The following is a 16,533-nucleotide window of genomic DNA, read 5'->3' on the forward strand; positions in this document are numbered from 1 at the left end:
TCATAGATCCACTGCGCGGAGCAGCACCGTCACGAACCCGGCCCGCTCCCGTCCGGGCCGCCGGCCCGCCGGGAGGTTCCGGGCCCCGGTCCGGAGGATTGTAGGTAACCTCCGGCCGCCGGCAAGCCGAGCCGACCCGCTGAGTGGGGTCCGTGTGAGCGGCTCTTGACAGGCCCGAAACAAGAGGGACCCGGCGGTGAAACCGGGCGCCGGCACGCTTCGGACATGACAGACGGTGCACGCACTGCGACGCATTCGGAGGATGTGTCCCAGGACGTGGTCACGCACTGCCCATACTGCGCCCTGCAGTGCGGGATGACCCTGCGCCGCACCGGCGAGCGGGTGGAGGTGCTGCCCCGGCAGTTCCCCACCAACCGCGGCGGGCTCTGCCAGAAGGGCTGGACCGCGGCCGAGTTGCTCGACCACCCCGACCGGCTGACCACCCCGCTGCTGCGGGACCGCCCCGGCGGGCAGTTGCGCCCGGCGAGCTGGCCGGAGGCGCTGGACCGGGTGGCGGACGGAATCCGCCGGATCCAGTCCAGCCACGGCCGGGACGCGGTGGCCGTCTTCGGCGGCGGCGGACTGACCAACGAGAAGGCGTACGCCCTGGGCAAGTTCGCCCGGGTCGCGCTCGGCACCCGGAACATCGACTACAACGGCCGGTTCTGCATGTCCTCGGCCGCCGCCGCCGGGATGCGTGCCTTCGGCCTCGACCGGGGGCTGCCGTTCCCGCTGGCCGACCTCGGCACCGCCGACACCCTGCTGCTGGTCGGCGCGAACGTCGCCGAGACGATGCCGCCGCTGGTCCGCTACCTGATCGAGCAGCGACAGCGCGGCGGCACCCTGATCGTGGTCGACCCCCGAGCCACCGCGACCGCCCGGCAGGCCACCCTGCACCTGCAGCCGACCCCGGGCACCGACCTCGCGGTCGCGAACGCGCTGCTGCACATCGCCCTGGCCGAGGGACTGGTCGACAAGGACTACGTGGCCGCCCGGACCACCGGGTTCGACCAGGTGCGCCGGGTCACCGCCGGCTACTGGCCGGCCCGGGCCGAGCGGCTCTCCGGGGTGCCGGTGGCCGACCTGGAGGCCGCGGCCCGGGCGCTCGGCACCGCCGAGCGGGCGATCATCCTCACCGCGCGCGGCGCCGAGCAACACGCCAAGGGCGTGGACACGGTGACCGCCTTCATCAACCTCGCCCTCGCGCTCGGCCTGCCCGGCCGGCCCGGCTCCGGGTACGGCTGCCTCACTGGGCAGGGCAACGGCCAGGGTGGCCGCGAGCACGGGCAGAAGGCCGACCAGCTCCCCGGCTACCGCCGCATCGACGACCCCGCCGCCCGGGCACACGTCGCCGGGGTCTGGGATGTGCGGCCGGACCTGCTGCCCGGGCCGGGCGTGTCGGCGTACGAGCTGCTCAGCGCGCTCGGCACCGACGGCGGCCCGAAGGGGCTGCTGGTGTTCGGCTCCAACCCGGTCGTCTCGGCGCCCCGGGCGGCCCGGGTCACCAGCCGGCTGCGCGACCTCGACCTGCTGGTGGTGGCCGACTTCGTCCGCTCCGAGACGGCCGAGATCGCCGACGTGGTGCTGCCGACCGCGCAGTGGGCCGAGGAGGACGGCACCATGACGAATCTGGAGGGTCGGGTACTGCGCCGCCGCGCGCTCCGCCCGCCACCGCCGGGCGTACGCACCGATCTGGCGCTGCTGTCCGACCTCGCCGACCGGCTCGACCACGTCGACGGGGCGACCGATCGGGGCCGGTCCCGCTTTCCGGCGGCACCCGAGCAGGTCTTCGCGGAGCTGCGCCGCGCCTCGGCCGGCGGAGCCGCCGACTACGCGGGGATCACCTGGGAGCGGATCGATGCCGAGGACGGCGTCTTCTGGCCCTGTCCGGACGAGGACGGGCCGGGCACGTCGCGGATGTTCGTCGACCGGTTCCCGACCCCGGACGGGCGGGCCCGGTTCCTGCCGGTGGAGCACCGCCCGCCCGCCGAGGAGGTCTGCCCGGACTATCCGGTCTACCTCACCACCGGCCGGGTGTTGACGCAGTACCAGTCCGGTGCGCAGACCCGGCGGGTCGAGGCGCTGCGCCGGGCCGCCCCGAACGCCTTCCTGGAGCTGCATCCCGACCTGGCGGCCCGCCTCGGGGTGGACGACGGCGACGAGGTGCGGGTGACCAGCCGCCGGGGCGAGATGCGCGCGCCGGCCCGGCTGACTCCGACCATCCGGCCGGACACCGTCTTCGCGCCGTTCCACTGGGCGGGCGCGGCCCGGATCAACTCGGTGACCAGCGACGCCCTCGATCCGATCTCCCGGATGCCCGAGTTCAAGGTCTGCGCGGTCCGGGTGGAGAAGGCAACGGTGGAACTTTCCCCACCTGAGCTGCCCGATGTGTCCGCCCCGAGCTCCACCGACGGCCACGACGGGCCGCGGGGCGAGGTCGGCGAAGGTCCAGTCAGCGAGCGTCCCGAGGTGGCCCCATGACAGAGGAGACAGTGGACGGATCACGGAACCGGATCGTGATCGTCGGGCACGGCATGGCCGGTGCCCGGTTGGCGGCCGAGCTGTCGGCCCGGCTCGGCGACGCCAAGATCACGGTACTCGGCGCCGAGCTGCACCGGGCGTACAACCGGATCATGTTGTCCAGCCTGCTGGCCGGGAAGGTCGACGAGTCCGGTGTGGAGCTTGCCGAGGCGGCCGGGCACGGCATCGACGTACGGCCCGGGGTCGAGGCCACCGCCATCGACCCGGCAAGCCGCACGGTGACGACCGGCCAGGGCGACCTGATCGGGTACGACCACCTGGTGCTCGCCACCGGCGGGCGCGCCCTGGTGCCGCCGCTGGCCGGGCTGGACCGGGAGAGGCTGCCGGACCGGGTGGCCGTGTTCCGCACCCTCGACGACTGCCGGCGCATCCTGTCCGCCGCCGCCGGAGCCCGCCGGGCCCTGGTCCTCGGCGGTGGGCTGCTCGGCCTGGAGGCGGCCCGGGGCCTGGCCGCCCGGGGGCTCGACGTGCACGTGGTGCACCCGGTCGGGCACCTGATGGAGCGGCAGCTCGATCCGGCGGCCGGCGCCGTGCTGGCCCGTACCCTGGCCGGGCTCGGCGTCACCACCCACCTGGACGTGGCCGCCAGCGCCGTCGCCGTCCGGCCCGACGGCCTCACCCTGACCCTCTCCGACGGACGGGTTCTCGACGCCGACCTGCTGGTGCTCTCCTGCGGGGTACGCCCCGACGTGGAGCTGGCCCGTGCGGCCGGGCTCACCGTGGACCGGGGGGTGGTGGTCGACGACCGGCTGCGCACCAGCGACCCGCACATCTCGGCGATCGGCGACTGCGCCCAGCACGCGGGCGTGGTCACCGGCCTGGTCGCCCCGGCCTGGGAGCAGGCCCGGGTGCTGGCCCAGGTGCTCGCCGGGCAGGATCCCCGGGCGCGCTACCGGCCGCAGCCGGCGGTCACCCGGCTCAAGGCCGCCGGCATCGACCTCGCCGCGATGGGTGACGCGGCCGCCGGCCCCGCCCCGGACGTCGAGGAGCTCAGCTTCTCCGACCCGGTCCGCGGCACCTACGCCCGGCTGCGGATCGTCGGCGAACGGCTCACCGGGGCGATCATGCTCGGCGACAACCCGGCGGTCGGCACGGTGATCCAGCTCTTCGACCGGGGTACGCCGGTGCCGATCGACCGCCGCACCCTGCTGCTCGGCCGCAGCCGCGACGCCGCGAGCGCGGCGCCGGTCGAGTCCCCGGCGCTGATGCCGGACGCGGCCACGGTCTGCCAGTGCAACACCGTGCGCAAGGGCACGCTGGTGCGCTGCTGGCGGGCCGGGGCGAGGTCGTTGGAGGACGTCGTCGCCGCGACCCGGGCCACCACCGGCTGCGGCAGTTGCCGGGACGCCGTCGAGGGGATCCTCGGCTGGCTCTCCTCAATCGACACTCCCGACCCGGTGGAAGCAGAGGTGGCGGCATGACGAACGACAAGCCGGAGCGGCAGCGACTCGTCGTGGTCGGCAACGGCATGGTGGGGCAGCGCTTCGTCGAGGCGCTGCGCTCCCGGGACACCGAGGGCCGCTGGCAGGTCACGGTGCTGGCCGAGGAGGGCCGGCCGGCGTACGACCGGGTGCGGCTCTCGGCGTTCTTCGACGGGGTGGACGCGGACGAGCTGAGCCTGCACCGCCCCGACGACGGGGTCGACCTGCGGCTGGGCGAGCCGGTGGTGGAGATCGACCGGACCGGTCGGCGGGTGGTCACCGGCGGCGGCGAATACCGGTACGACGCGCTGGTACTGGCGACCGGGTCGTACCCGTTCGTGCCGCCGATCGACGGCGCGTACGTGGCCAAGGGTCCGGACGCACTCGGGCCCACCCCGGCGCTGCGCTCCGGGGTCTTCGTCTACCGCACCCTGGACGACCTGACCGCGATCCGCGACTTCGCCAAGGGCCGGCGTACCGGTGCGGTGATCGGCGGCGGGCTGCTCGGCCTGGAGGCGGCGAACGCGCTGCGGCTGCTGGGCCTGACCACCTCGGTGGTGGAGTTCGCCCCCCGGCTGATGCCGGTGCAGGTCGACGAGGCCGGTGGCGCGATGCTGCGCCGGTACGTCGAGGAGCTGGGCGTCGTGCCGCACCTCGGAGTCGCCACCACCGCGATCCGGTCCCGCCCGGACGGCGAGCTGGCCGGGCTGACCCTCTCGGACGGCAGTTGGCTCCCCACCGATCTGGTGGTGGTGGCCGCCGGCATCCGGCCCCGGGACGAGCTGGCCCGGGCCGCCGGCCTGGAACTGGGCGAGCGCGGCGGGATCCGGGTCGACGAGACCTGCCGCAGTACCGACGAGCGGATCTGGGCGATCGGCGAGTGCGCCGCCGTCGATGGCACCTGCTACGGCCTGGTCGCTCCCGGCTACGCGATGGCAGAGGTGGTGGCCGACCGGCTGGTCGGCGGTACGGCGACCTTCCCGGGCGCGGACCTCTCCACCAAGCTGAAACTGCTCGGGGTGGACGTGGCCGCCTTCGGCGACGCGCACGGCAGGACGCCCGGCTGCCTGGACGTGACCTTCACCGACCCGGCCACCCGGGTCTACGCCAAGCTGGTCCTCTCCGACGACGCCAAGACCCTGCTCGGCGGGGTGCTGGTCGGTGACGTGACCGCGTACCCGACGTTGCGGGCCAGCGTCGGCGGCGCGCTGCCCGGGCCGCCGCTGGCCCTGCTCGCCCCGGCCGGCGACGGCACCGGGACGGGGGCCGGGATCGCCGCGCTGCCCGGCTCGGCCCAGGTCTGCTCCTGCAACGCGGTGACCAAGGACCAGCTCGTCGGCGCCATCGCCGAGGGTTGCACGGACGTGCCGGGGCTGAAGGCGTGCACCCGGGCCGGGACGAGCTGCGGGTCCTGCGTACCGATGCTGAAGCAGTTGCTGGCGGTCTCCGGGGTGAGCCTGAGCAAGGCACTCTGCGAGCACTTCGAGCACAGCCGGCAGGAGCTGTTCGAGATCATCCGGGTACGGGGAATCCGCACCTTCTCCCGGCTGGTCGCCGAGCACGGCCGGGGGCGGGGCTGCGACATCTGCAAGCCGGCGGTCGCCTCGATCCTCGCCTCGCTCGGCAGCGGCTACGTGCTCGACGGCGAGCAGGCGTCGTTGCAGGACACCAACGACCACTTCCTGGCGAACATCCAGCGGGACGGGACGTACTCCGTGGTGCCGCGGATCCCGGGTGGCGAGATCACCCCGGAGAAGCTGATCGTGATCGGCGAGGTGGCCCGGGACTTCCAGCTCTACACCAAGATCACCGGTGGGCAGCGGATCGACCTCTTCGGTGCCCGGGTCGAGCAGCTGCCGCAGATCTGGCGCCGGCTGGTGGACGCCGGGTTCGAGTCCGGGCACGCGTACGGCAAGGCGCTGCGAACGGTCAAGTCCTGCGTCGGCTCCACCTGGTGCCGGTACGGGGTGCAGGACTCGGTCGGGCTGGCGATCGCCCTGGAGCTGCGCTACCGGGGACTGCGCGCGCCACACAAGATCAAGTCAGCGGTCTCCGGCTGCGCCCGGGAGTGCGCCGAGGCCCGCAGCAAGGACTTCGGCATCATCGCCACCGACAGCGGCTGGAACCTCTATCTCGGCGGCAACGGCGGCTTCCGCCCCCGGCACGCCGAACTCTTCGGCCAGGACCTCTCCACCGAGGAGCTGGTCCGGTACGTCGACCGGTTCCTGATGTTCTACATCCGCACCGCCGACCGGCTACAGCGGACCGCCGCCTGGATCGAGGCGATGGAGGGCGGCCTGGAGCACCTGCGGGCGGTCATCGTCGACGACTCGCTCGGGCTCTGCGCCGAACTGGACGCCGCGATGGCCCGGCACGTCGGTTCGTACTCCGACGAGTGGCGCGACACGCTGGCGGACCCGGACCGGCTGCGCCGGTTCACCTCCTTCGTCAACGCGCCCGACGTACCGGACCCGTCGATCACGTTCGAGGTGGAACGGGGACAGCCCGTTCCGGCCCTGGGAGACCGCCGACCGGTGTCGCTCGGCCTCCCGACGACCATGGGGGTACCGAGTTGACTCTGGACACCACGATCAACGACGGATCGGCGATCAACGACGGGTTGACCGAGGGCGCCGGGCCGGGCGACGACGACGCGCGCTGGACGGCCGTCTGCCCGTACCCCCGACTGGAGCCGGAGCGCGGGGTGGCCGCGCTGGTCGACGGCGAGCAGGTGGCGGTCTTCCGCACCTTCGACGGCCGGCTCTTCGCGATCGGCCAGCGGGACCCGATCGCCGGCGCGTACGTGATGGCCCGGGGCATCGTCGGCAGTCGCGGCGAGATCCCGACCGTCGCCTCCCCGCTGCACAAGCAGGTCTACGACCTGCGTACCGGCGACTGCCTGGACGTGCCCGGGGTGGCGGTGCCGACCTACCGGGTGCGGTGCCGGGACGGGCTGGTCGAGGTGGCCCCCCGGCACCGGCCGGCCGGGGACGCCTGATGTCCGGCGAGCTGTCCGGCTTCACGGTCGGGGTCACCGCCGACCGGCGGCGCGACGAACTCACCGCCATGCTGGAGCGGCGCGGCGCCCGGGTGGTGCTCGCCCCGGCGCTGCGGATCGTGCCGCTGGCCGACGACACCGAGTTGCGCGCGGCGACCCGGGCCTGCCTGGACAATCCGCCCGACGTGCTGATGGCGAACACCGGGATCGGGATGCGCGGCTGGCTGGAGGCGGCGGAGGGCTGGGGGCTGGCCGAGCCGCTGCGTGCGGTGCTCTCCCGGGCCTACATCGTCAGCCGGGGGCCGAAGGCCCGGGGCGCGATCCGGGCCGCCGGGCTGCACGACGAGTGGTCGCCCGCCTCGGAGAGCTGCGACGAGGTGATCGACCACCTCCGGCAGCGTGGCGTACGCGGCCAGTTGATCGCGATGCAGCTACACGGCGAACGGCAGCCGGAGTGCACGGCCGCGCTGGAGGCGGCCGGGGCGAGCGTGATCGAGGTGCCGGTCTACCGCTGGGCGGCGCCGACCGACCCGGCCCCGCTGCACCGGCTGGTCGACCTGATCGCCGGCCGGCTGGTGGACGCGGTCACCTTCACCTCCGCACCGGCGGTCGGTGCCCTGCTCCGGGCCGCCGGGCCGAGCACCGAGGCGGTACTGGACGCGATGCGCTCCGACGTACTGGCCGCCTGTGTCGGGCCGGTCACCGCCGCGCCGCTGCGCCGGCACGGCGTACCGGTGGTGGCGCCGAGCCGGGCCCGGCTCGGCGCCCTGGTCCGGACCATCGTCGACGAGCTGCCGCAGCGGGCGATCAGCGTCAAGGTCGCCGGTCACCTGCTGACCCTGCGCGGACACGCGGCCATCCTGGACGGTGAGCTGCGGCCGCTGGCCCCGGCACCGATGGCGGTACTCCGGGCCCTGGCGAGTACCCCCGGCCGGGTGATGTCCCGGGCCGCCCTGCTGCGCACCCTGCCGAGGGGCGCCGACGAGCACGCCGTGGAGATGGCGGTGGCCCGGTTGCGGGCTGGACTGCGCACCCCGGGGGTGGTGCAGACGGTGGTCAAACGCGGCTACCGACTGCCGGTCGACTGACCGCTCCTCGACCTGATCTCGCCGATCTTTTCTCGATCTGGTGCTCTTCGATCCGGCCCTCTCCGGGGCTGGATCGAGCAGCGGGGGCGCCGCTCCGCACACGGAGCCACGACGGAGCGCAAGGGACGGTTCACCAGTTCATCTACCGGACGGTCGCCGCCTCACGCTTGGGTATCGGCTCGGCTTGATCCCTTGACTGGCGGACAGGCGGTTGGCAGGGTAAGGCCGCAACGTCCCGGAAGCGCCCGTAAGCTGCCCTCCGGGACTGTGCACAGGGGACAGGTGGAGGCGCCTCGTCGCCCTGGCAGAGAACATTTCAGGTCGCGTCACACCCTGCTCGCGAACGCGTCAGGAGGACTGCCGGATACATCGGGCAAGGCTTTACGGTCACGGCGGGGACCGGCCACCGAGAACCGCCGGATTCACCTGCACCCGCAGCGCCATCAGCGGGACGCGGCCGATCCTGAACCGGGCGACCGTTCCACATCCTCAATGGATTCTCCTCAAAGGACAGGTAGGAATGACGAGGCGTATACGCGTGCTGGCCGCCGCGGCCCTGGCCACGGCCATGCTGGTCACCGCCGGCTGCTCGGGCTCGGACGACTCCGACGGAGGCGGCGCCGGCGGCAAGGCTCCGGACAAGGTGACGTACCTCACCGGGTTCGGCACCGGTGGTCACGACGCATTCGCATGGGTGGCGAAGGACAAGGGCTTCTTCTCCGAGGCCGGGCTCGACGTCACCATCCAGCAGGGCGCCCCGGCCACCAACAACCAGGGCCTGCTCTCCGGCAAGGCGCAGTTCACCTACAGCGACGTGACCCAGCTGATGATCCAGACCGGCAAGGCGCAGGTCACCGAGATGCGCGTGATCGCCGCGGTGCACCAGAGCACCCTGGTCGCGATCTTCGCGCCGCCCGGCTCCGGCGTGACCAAGCCGAAGGACCTGGAGGGCAAGCGGGTCGGCGTCGCCCAGGGCTCGATCACCAAGACCCTGCTTCCGGCGTACGGCAAGCTGGCCGGCTTCGACTCCGCCAAGCTCCAGTTCGTCGAGACCACCCCGCAGACCCTGGTCGGCCTGCTGGTGGGCAAGAAGGTCGACGTGCTCAGCACCTTCGTCATCACCCGCAACACGGTGGAGACGGTGACCAAGCAGACGATGACCGTCATGCCGCTCACCGACTACCTGCGGGACCTGCTCGGCACCGGCCTCACCACCACCGCCAAGTACGCCCAGGAGAACCCGGACATCGTCAAGCGGTTCAAGGACGCGGCGATGAAGGGCCTCAAGTACACGGTGGAGAACCCCGCAGAGGCCGCCAAGATCATGAAGGCCAACAACCCGAACGTGAACGAGCAGGGCGCCGCGGCGGAGATCAAGCTGATGACGCCGTACGTCACCTCGGCGCCGGGCAACACGATCGGCGCGCTCGACGAGCAGCGGGCCGCCCGGGCCATCGCCATCCTCCAGGGCGCCGAGCTGATCCCCGCCGGCCTCACCCCGGACAAGGTCATCGACTTCTCCATCGCGCCCAAGGCCTGACCGAACGGCGTGACACCTCGGGGACGGTGAGTGGGCAGCCACTCGCCGTCCCCTTCTGGACGCAGAGGAGAGAACACGTTGCCCGTCTGGACCCCTCCGGGCAGTGCTGCCCGCGACCCGCACGACCTGCCGCACCGGCCGACGCGCCCGGCCACCGGCCGCGGATACCGTCCCGGCGGATCCGATGACCGTTAGCCGCGACCTGTCCCCCGGTACCCGGACCGCGCTGCCGATCGTCGGCACCATCGTCGCGATCGGCCTCTGGTGGCTGGTGACCATCGTCTTCCACATCGAGACCCTCTTCCTGCCGTCACCGCCGGAGGTCGTCGACGCCTTCGACCGGGAGCCCGCCTACCTGTTCGAGGCGGCCTGGGCCACGCTGTGGGGCACGCTCGCCGGCTTCGGCATCGCGGCGGCCGGCGGGATGGTCGCGGCGCTGCTGCTGACCAGCTCACGCCTGGTCGAGCAGGCCACCCTGCCGATGATCGTCGCGTTCAACGCGGTGCCGAAGGTCTCCCTCGTCCCGCTGCTGATCCTCTGGATCGGGTACGACTCGCGGACCAAGGTCTCCCTGGTCGTCCTGATCGCGTTCTTCCCGATCATGGTGGCCACCATGTCCGGCCTGACCTCGACCCCGGCCGACCTCTACGAGCTGACCAGGTCGCTGTCGGCGTCCCGGCTGAAGACATATCTCAAGGTACGGCTGCCGTGGGCGCTACCCCAGGTCTTCGTGGGGCTGAAGCTCGGCATCACGCTCGCCCTGATCGGCGCCGTGGTGGCCGAGTTGCAGACCCTGAACGAGGGTCTCGGTGCGATCATCTACAGCACCCAGCAGTCGTTCGACACCCCGCTGGCGTTCGCCGCGATCACCCTGACCGGGGTACTCGGCATCGGCCTCTTCTACGCCGTGGTGGTAGCGGAACGGCTCGCGGTGCCGTGGGCCCGGAAGATCTCCGCCTGAGCCGCCCCACTCCCCGCCCGACCGACCGGGCGGATCACCGCCCCGGCCGTGGCCGGCGGTGATCCGCCCGCCGGGTCAGGCCAGCCCGGCACCGCCGTTGAGGTCCAGGTTGACCGCGTTGACGGCCGGGTTCTCCAGGAGGAACACGGCGGCGTCGGTGACGTCCGCCATGGTCGTCAGCCGGCCCGTCGGGGTACGCGCCCGGTAGGTCTCGTGCACCTCGGCCGGCTGCTTGGCCCAGAACGGGCTGTCGCCGACGATGCCGGGGTGCAGGGCGTTGACCCGGACCGGCCGCAGCTCGGCGGCGAGCACGTTCACCAGGCCGACCACCCCGGCGTTCACCGTGGAGACCGTCGCCGAACCGGGAAACGGCCGGTCCTTGGAGCCGCCGCCGAAGAGCAGCACGGAACCGCTCGGCGAAAGCCTGGACGCCAGGGTGTGCGCCACCTCGGTGTAGCCGACCAGCTTGACCGTGACCAGGCTGACCGCGCGGTCGATCTGGTAGTCGGAGACCTTGTTGACGTCCCGGACGAAGGCGGAGAGGACCAGGTGCCTGACCTCGCCGATCCCGGCGAGCGCGGCGGCGATGGACCCGGGATCGGCGAGGTCGACGGCGACACCCGTCGTCCGGCCACCGATCTCGGCGGCGACCGTTGCGGTCCGGGCCGCGTCGCGCCCGGTGACGACGACCTCCAGCCCCCGCTTCGCGTAGTGCTCGGCCACGTCCCGGCCGAGGCCGGAAGTACCCCCGATGACGACTACGCAGCCGCCATCGGGGCCATCGTGCTGTGGCATATCTGTCCCTCTCGCTGTGCAGGATTGAACCGCGGAGCCTCCCCGGGCCCGGCAAGCCTGCTCAATGAACCTCTTTCAACCTCCCCTTGCGGTTCGTCGGACCGCAAGGTCGTACGCGGTGCGTGAGCGCCGCGCGGTTCAGGTTGAAAAAGGTTCAAGTGCGAGGGTCAGCCGACCGGGGTGGGTTGGCCCCGGCCGTGCTCCGCACGCAACGTCTCCATCGCGTGCTGCACCACGTTCACCAGCACGTGCTTGACCGACTCGCGGTGTCGGGCGTCGCACATCACCAGCGGCACGTGCGGAGCGATCGCGAGCGCCTCGCGTACCTCCTCCGCCTCGTACTGCGGTGCGCCGTCGAAGCAGTTCAACGCCACGACGTACGGCAGGTGGCGGTTCTCGAAGTAGTCCAGCGGCGCGAACGCGTCGGCGATCCGCCGGGTGTCGACCAGCACCGCCGCGCCGACCGCACCACGGATGATCTCGTCCCACATGAACCAGAACCGGGTCTGTCCGGGCGTGCCGAACAGATAGAGGATCAGGTCCTGGGCCATCGTGATCCGGCCGAAGTCCATGGCGACCGTGGTGGTCTCCTTGCCCGGCACCTTGGACGGATCGTCGATGCCGACACCGGCCGCGGTCATCACCGCCTCGGTGGTCAGCGGGGTGATCTCCGAGACCGCACCCACGAGCGTCGTCTTGCCGACCCCGAACCCGCCGGCAATAACGATCTTCGCGGAGGTGATCCCAGCACCACCGCCACCGCCACCGCCACCGCGACGCGGCTTGGCCGAGTCATAGCCTGCGAAGTCCACTTAGCACCCTCTCAAGCAGTTCCATCCGCTCCTCGTACGCCTCAGACGGTGGAGCGGCACTGTGCAGCGTCAGCAGGCTGTCCGCCACCATGTCGGCGACCAGCACCCGGGCGACACCCAACGGCAGCCGGGTGTACGCGGCGATCTCCGCCAGTGACTGCGCCCGGCCCTCGCAGATCGTGGCGATGCGGTGCTTGTCATGGCCGGCGAACCGGGACTCCACGACCGCGGCCGGGCTCGCCACGAGTACCGCCTCAAGTGCGATCTCCAGACGAGCCTCGGTACGACCGCGGGTGACCGCGTACGGTCGGACGAGCGCGCCACGCGGATCATCGCGTCGTCCCTCCATACCGTGGTCACCTCCTCAGAGTCGAGTCGCGGCCGCACCGTTGCCATCCTTGGTCTGCCCGGTTAGGGACGCGAGACGGCCTCGCGCGGCAATGGCACAAGCGCCGCACCGACCCGTTCCACCAGCAGCGCCATTTCGTAGCCGACCTGACCCACGTCACAGCTCCGCGCGGCCAGTACGGCCATCGAGGAACCGTCGCTGATGGACATCAGGAACAGGTACCCACTGTCCATTTCGATCACAGTCTGAAGCACGCCGCCAGCGCTGAACATCCGGGAGGCGCCGTCGGTCAAACTGACCACGCCGGAGGTGATCGCCGCGAGCTGGTCGGCCCGGTCCGGCGGCAGGTCCCGGGAGGAGGCGAGAAGCAGGCCGTCCGCCGAGACCGCGACGACGTGCGCGATGCCGGCGACGCTGTCGGCGAAGTTACTGAGCAGCCAACCCATGTCCTGCATCGCTGCTGGCCTGTTCATCCGCTCGTCTCCTTGGTTGAGATCATGCCGTTCTGCTCGGAACCGGCCGTCCGACCGCGCTGTACGCCACGGTGGTAGGCCGACAAGAGGCCGCGTACCTCGTCCGGGGTACGCCTGGTCCGCTCACGCGCGCTCTTCGGCTCGACGCCACCGGGCACCAGTTGCGCCTGGGGCACCCGCTTGGGCAGGCCGGACCGGGTCGTCCCCCCGTTGGCCGGCTCCGCCGCCCGGCTGGCCCGGGCCCAACCCTCGTCGGCCGCCGTCCGCCAGGACCCCTCGGTCCCGTTCGGCGCGGCCGGCGCCGGTGCGGCAGCGGGCGCGGCGGCCGGCGGTGCCGCGGCGGCGGGTGGCGGCGTCGGCGGCGTGTAGGGCGCCGGCGGCGGCGCGGAACGCCCGGGGGTGCGGGCGGCCAGCGGGGCGCGGCCCGGGGTTGCCCCGCTCGGCGACGGCGGCGCGCTCGGTGCCGGCGGCGACTGGTAGCCACCCGGCGGCACGGTGAAGATCGCGGTCGAGTCCGATCCGTGGGAACGGAACCAGACCGCCTCCATCTCGCGGAAGATCGGCGCTTCGCCGGTGTCCTCCACCCGGGGCGCGACCGCGGACGCGGCGCTGACCGGGGTACCCGCGACCGGGCCGGACGGCAGGCCGGAGGGTGCCGCCACCGCGGGCGTCATGGCGTGCGTCGCGGCCGGGCCGGAACCCGCCGCGCCGCGCCGCGGCAGCGACGACGCGACCGTCGGGTACTGCACGGTCGGCGAGGTGACCCCGGTCGAACCGGCCAGGCCCGAGTGGGCGGGCGGAGCCGTCGACGCCGGACTCTGGTACGTCGGCGTCACGGCCTGCTGGTACGTCGGCGCGGGCGTGGCCGGCAACTGGCTCGCCGTCAGGTGGCTGTTGACCGGGGCACCGGTGCTGGCCGGCATCGCCCCGGCCGGGTCGCCGGCGGTCTGCCACTGGTTTCCCGCGCTGCGCCACTGCTCGGTCAGGGAGCCGCCGGTACGCGACGCGCCGACCGGAGAGAGCGTCTCCTGCCAGGCCGCACCGGTCGACGGCCGGCTCGCGGCCGGTGCCTGCTCGACCGCGAGCGGCTGCCGCTGCCGGCCGAGCACCTGGTCGCGGCCACGCGGGTTGGGCAGCACCACCGTGCTGGCCGGCAGGGTGACCTGGGCGACCGTGCCGCCCTCCACGTTGCGGCGCAGGTCGACCCGGATGTCGTGCCGGTGCGCCAGCCGACCGACGACCGCGAGACCCATCAGCCGGAAGGCCGCCACGTCGACGGCCGGCGGCGCGGCCAGCCGGCGGTTCAGGGCGTCCATCTGCTCTTCGCTGAGCCCGAGACCCCGGTCCTCGACCTGGATCAACACGTAGTCGCGGATCCGGCGGGCGTCGGCGACCACGGTGGTGTGCGGCGGCGAGAAACGGGTCGCGTTGTCGAGCAGCTCGGCGACCAGCCGGACCACGTCGTTGACCGCGTGCGCGGCGACCGAGATGTCCGGGTCGACGGTGCCGAACTCGATCCGGTTGTAGAGCTCCACCTCGGACTGCGCGGCGCGCAGCGCGTCGATCAGGAGCGCGTCCTCCCGGCGGGGCGCCGTCGAGTCGGCGCCGGCCAGCACGAGCAGGTTCTCGTCGTTGCGACGCATCCGGGTGGCCAGGTGGTCCAGCTCGAAGAGCTGGGCCAGCCGCTTCGGGTCCTCCTCACCCCGCTCGATCGCATCGAGTTCGCCGATCATCCGGTCGACCAGGGTCTGGCTTCGCCGGGCCAGGCTGAGGAACATCGCGGAGACGCTGGTCCGCAGGGCGGCCTGCTCGGCCGCGATCCGGACCGCCTCCTTGTGTACGACGTTGAACGCCAGGGCGACCTGGCCCACCTCGTCCTTGTTGTTGAGTCTGATCGGGTCCCGGACCTGCCGGACGATCTCGTCGACGCCGCCGTCGCCGATGGTGCCGACGTCCCGCAGCCGGCGGACCGCCTCCGGCAGGTCGTGGTTGGCCACCGAGAGCGCGCCCTCACGGAGCCGGCGCAGCGACTGGTTGAGCGACCGGGCCAGCACCACGGCGAGGGCGAGCGCGACGATCAGCGTGATCAGCACGATCACCGACTCGATGATCGCCTGTTGGACGACCTCGGACCGGGCCGACTCGGCCTGGTCCAGCAGATCGGCCTCGAGCAGGGTCTCCGCCCAGCGCACCAGGTCGTTGATCGAGCCGATCGCGATCGCCGCCGAGCTCGCGGAGACCGGTGCCTGCCGCCCGACCGACCGGGTCAGGTCCCGGGCCACCTTGTCGGCGAGGATCACCGCGTCGCCGGTGACGGCACCCTCGACCACCGCCTCCTGCCGGGAGTCGGCGGAGGCGCGGAAGGCCAGCAGCGCCTCCTGCCTACTGGTCTGGGTGGCGATGTAGGCGGAGAACTGCTCCTGGTCCAGCACCCCGTTGCCGCTGGCCAGGGCGCTGTAGACCACCGCCTCCTCCTTGGCCACCGCCTCCTTGGCCTGGGCGAGCGAGGCGAGGGTACGCAGGCTGTCGCCGACCGCGCCCTCACCGGAGATCTGACCGAGTGCCTCGCCGTACGCCACGAGTTCGTCGATGATCACCTCGTACCGCAGGGTGGCCTCGCCGGGCGGCATCTGCGGGCGCTCCAGCACCTCCTGCCGGGTGCCGTTGAGCGTGGCCAGGCGGTCGTCGATGACCTGCAGTCGGTCCTCCACCGAGGCCGGGACGCCACTCACCTGCGCCCGCCGGTCGTTGTACGCGGCGATCCGGGCATCGGTGCGCTGCACGTACGCGTCGTACGTCTCGGTCGTCGTCTCCCGCGACTTGGCGAGCAGCCTGGCGGCGGCGATCCGCTCCTTGTGCACGTCCTGGGTGAGTGCCGAGATGTCGGCGGAGAGCTCGGTCAGCGACCGGAGCACACCGGCCTGGTAGGCGCCCTGACCGATGTCGACCAGCCGGATCGTGGCGAGCGCGAGGACCGCGGCGACGGGGACGACGAGCAGCAACGCCAGCTTGGACCGGATCCGGGTGTCCCGTAGCCGGGGAAGCCAGCGGCGCGGTGCAGCGCCCCCCCGCAAACCTTTTGCGGGCAGGGTCGTAGGTCCGGTGCTCACGACATCGCCTCCGTCGTTTCATTACGTGACCCGTCGACCGATGCCTGCTGCAGCGGATCGAGCCGCACGCGGCACGGCCGCGATTTCATCAGAAGAAGGCCGCTTTGGGAAGCGACGGGAGGGCAGCAAAGGTCCATCATGGGACGTCGACTACCCTCGAAGCCGAGAGATCGACGCATCGTCGGGTCTCTGATCAGCACATATATCTCTAGAGTGGTCGCTTGTATCTGGAAAGTTATCCCGCACCCGTACCCCCTCTTATCACTATGTGAGACCCGTCATCCCGAAACCGGCCTGGTATCGAGCGCTTGACCCAGGCGGCCGGCATTGGCAAGGTTTTGCGGGTTTGAAGGCTTCGCGTGAACCGTACGGCAGATCGTTGCCCATCCATTGTGGACGACTAGATCGGCGGCCGGGCAAGCCCCCCGCCCGCGCCGGATACCTG

Annotated in this window: 11 protein-coding genes and 1 pseudogene; 7 read left to right on the forward strand and 5 right to left on the reverse strand. The window is 72.2% G+C overall.

Annotated features, from left to right (window positions below; genetic code table 11):
- Positions 1-225 precede the first annotated feature (225 nt).
- The 7 genes and pseudogenes from ACSMXO_RS38360 to ACSMXO_RS38390 all read left to right on the forward strand — a co-directional run.
- Positions 226-2,352, forward strand: a pseudogene (locus ACSMXO_RS38360) (molybdopterin oxidoreductase family protein); the annotation flags it as partial.
- Between the two features lie 125 nt (positions 2,353-2,477).
- Complete coding sequence (locus ACSMXO_RS38365) at positions 2,478-3,962, forward strand: FAD-dependent oxidoreductase (protein ID WP_455415733.1); 1,485 nt, start codon at positions 2,478-2,480, stop codon at positions 3,960-3,962.
- A complete protein-coding gene (gene nirB, locus ACSMXO_RS38370; protein WP_455415734.1) occupies positions 3,959-6,538 on the forward strand; it encodes a nitrite reductase large subunit NirB in 2,580 nt (859 codons plus the stop codon). The genes ACSMXO_RS38365 and nirB overlap by 4 nt, the downstream gene beginning before the upstream one ends.
- Positions 6,539-6,582: 44 nt before the next feature.
- Entirely contained in the window at positions 6,583-6,960 is a 378-nt protein-coding gene (gene nirD / locus ACSMXO_RS38375; RefSeq protein WP_455419407.1) for a nitrite reductase small subunit NirD, read from the forward strand.
- Positions 6,960-8,048, forward strand: coding sequence for a uroporphyrinogen-III synthase (locus tag ACSMXO_RS38380; RefSeq protein ID WP_346258278.1), 1,089 nt, complete (start codon positions 6,960-6,962; stop codon positions 8,046-8,048). The genes nirD and ACSMXO_RS38380 overlap by 1 nt, the downstream gene beginning before the upstream one ends.
- A gap of 520 nt (positions 8,049-8,568) precedes the next feature.
- The gene (locus ACSMXO_RS38385) at positions 8,569-9,588 is read left to right on the forward strand and encodes an ABC transporter substrate-binding protein (protein WP_455415735.1); all 1,020 of its coding nucleotides are present in this window, start codon (positions 8,569-8,571) and stop codon (positions 9,586-9,588) included.
- A 184-nt stretch (positions 9,589-9,772) separates the two neighbouring features.
- Complete coding sequence (locus ACSMXO_RS38390) at positions 9,773-10,549, forward strand: ABC transporter permease (protein ID WP_455415736.1); 777 nt, start codon at positions 9,773-9,775, stop codon at positions 10,547-10,549.
- A gap of 75 nt (positions 10,550-10,624) precedes the next feature.
- Here ACSMXO_RS38390 and ACSMXO_RS38395 read toward each other — a convergent pair whose 3' ends face one another.
- The 5 genes from ACSMXO_RS38395 to ACSMXO_RS38415 form a co-directional block, all read right to left on the reverse strand.
- Positions 10,625-11,344, reverse strand: a complete 720-nt coding sequence (locus ACSMXO_RS38395) for an SDR family NAD(P)-dependent oxidoreductase (protein WP_346258281.1) — start codon at positions 11,342-11,344, stop codon at positions 10,625-10,627.
- Positions 11,345-11,511: 167 nt separating this feature from the next.
- Entirely contained in the window at positions 11,512-12,156 is a 645-nt protein-coding gene (locus tag ACSMXO_RS38400) for a GTP-binding protein (RefSeq protein WP_455415737.1), read from the reverse strand.
- On the reverse strand, positions 12,137-12,505 hold the full coding sequence (locus ACSMXO_RS38405) for a DUF742 domain-containing protein (RefSeq protein WP_203868082.1): 369 nt from the start codon (positions 12,503-12,505) through the stop codon (positions 12,137-12,139). The genes ACSMXO_RS38400 and ACSMXO_RS38405 overlap by 20 nt, the downstream gene beginning before the upstream one ends.
- Positions 12,506-12,567: 62 nt before the next feature.
- Positions 12,568-12,978: a roadblock/LC7 domain-containing protein gene (locus tag ACSMXO_RS38410; protein ID WP_101368105.1), complete on the reverse strand. Its 411-nt coding sequence runs from the start codon at positions 12,976-12,978 to the stop codon at positions 12,568-12,570.
- Positions 12,975-16,088, reverse strand: coding sequence for a sensor histidine kinase (locus ACSMXO_RS38415; RefSeq protein ID WP_455415738.1), 3,114 nt, complete (start codon positions 16,086-16,088; stop codon positions 12,975-12,977). Before ACSMXO_RS38415 ends, ACSMXO_RS38410 begins: the two co-directional genes overlap by 4 nt.
- Positions 16,089-16,533: the final 445 nt, after the last annotated feature.

It is taken from the genome of Plantactinospora sp. DSM 117369, from assembly GCF_053764795.1.

Coding starts and splice junctions, on each gene's coding strand:
- ACSMXO_RS38390 (WP_455415736.1), top strand. CDS start 9,773: ATGACCGTTAGCCGCGACCTGTCCCCCGGTACCCGGACCGCGCTGCCG.
- ACSMXO_RS38365 (WP_455415733.1), top strand. CDS start 2,478: ATGACAGAGGAGACAGTGGACGGATCACGGAACCGGATCGTGATCGTC.
- ACSMXO_RS38385 (WP_455415735.1), top strand. CDS start 8,569: ATGACGAGGCGTATACGCGTGCTGGCCGCCGCGGCCCTGGCCACGGCC.
- ACSMXO_RS38380 (WP_346258278.1), top strand. CDS start 6,960: ATGTCCGGCGAGCTGTCCGGCTTCACGGTCGGGGTCACCGCCGACCGG.
- ACSMXO_RS38395 (WP_346258281.1), bottom strand. CDS start 11,344: ATGCCACAGCACGATGGCCCCGATGGCGGCTGCGTAGTCGTCATCGGG.
- ACSMXO_RS38405 (WP_203868082.1), bottom strand. CDS start 12,505: ATGGAGGGACGACGCGATGATCCGCGTGGCGCGCTCGTCCGACCGTAC.
- ACSMXO_RS38410 (WP_101368105.1), bottom strand. CDS start 12,978: ATGAACAGGCCAGCAGCGATGCAGGACATGGGTTGGCTGCTCAGTAAC.
- nirB (WP_455415734.1), top strand. CDS start 3,959: ATGACGAACGACAAGCCGGAGCGGCAGCGACTCGTCGTGGTCGGCAAC.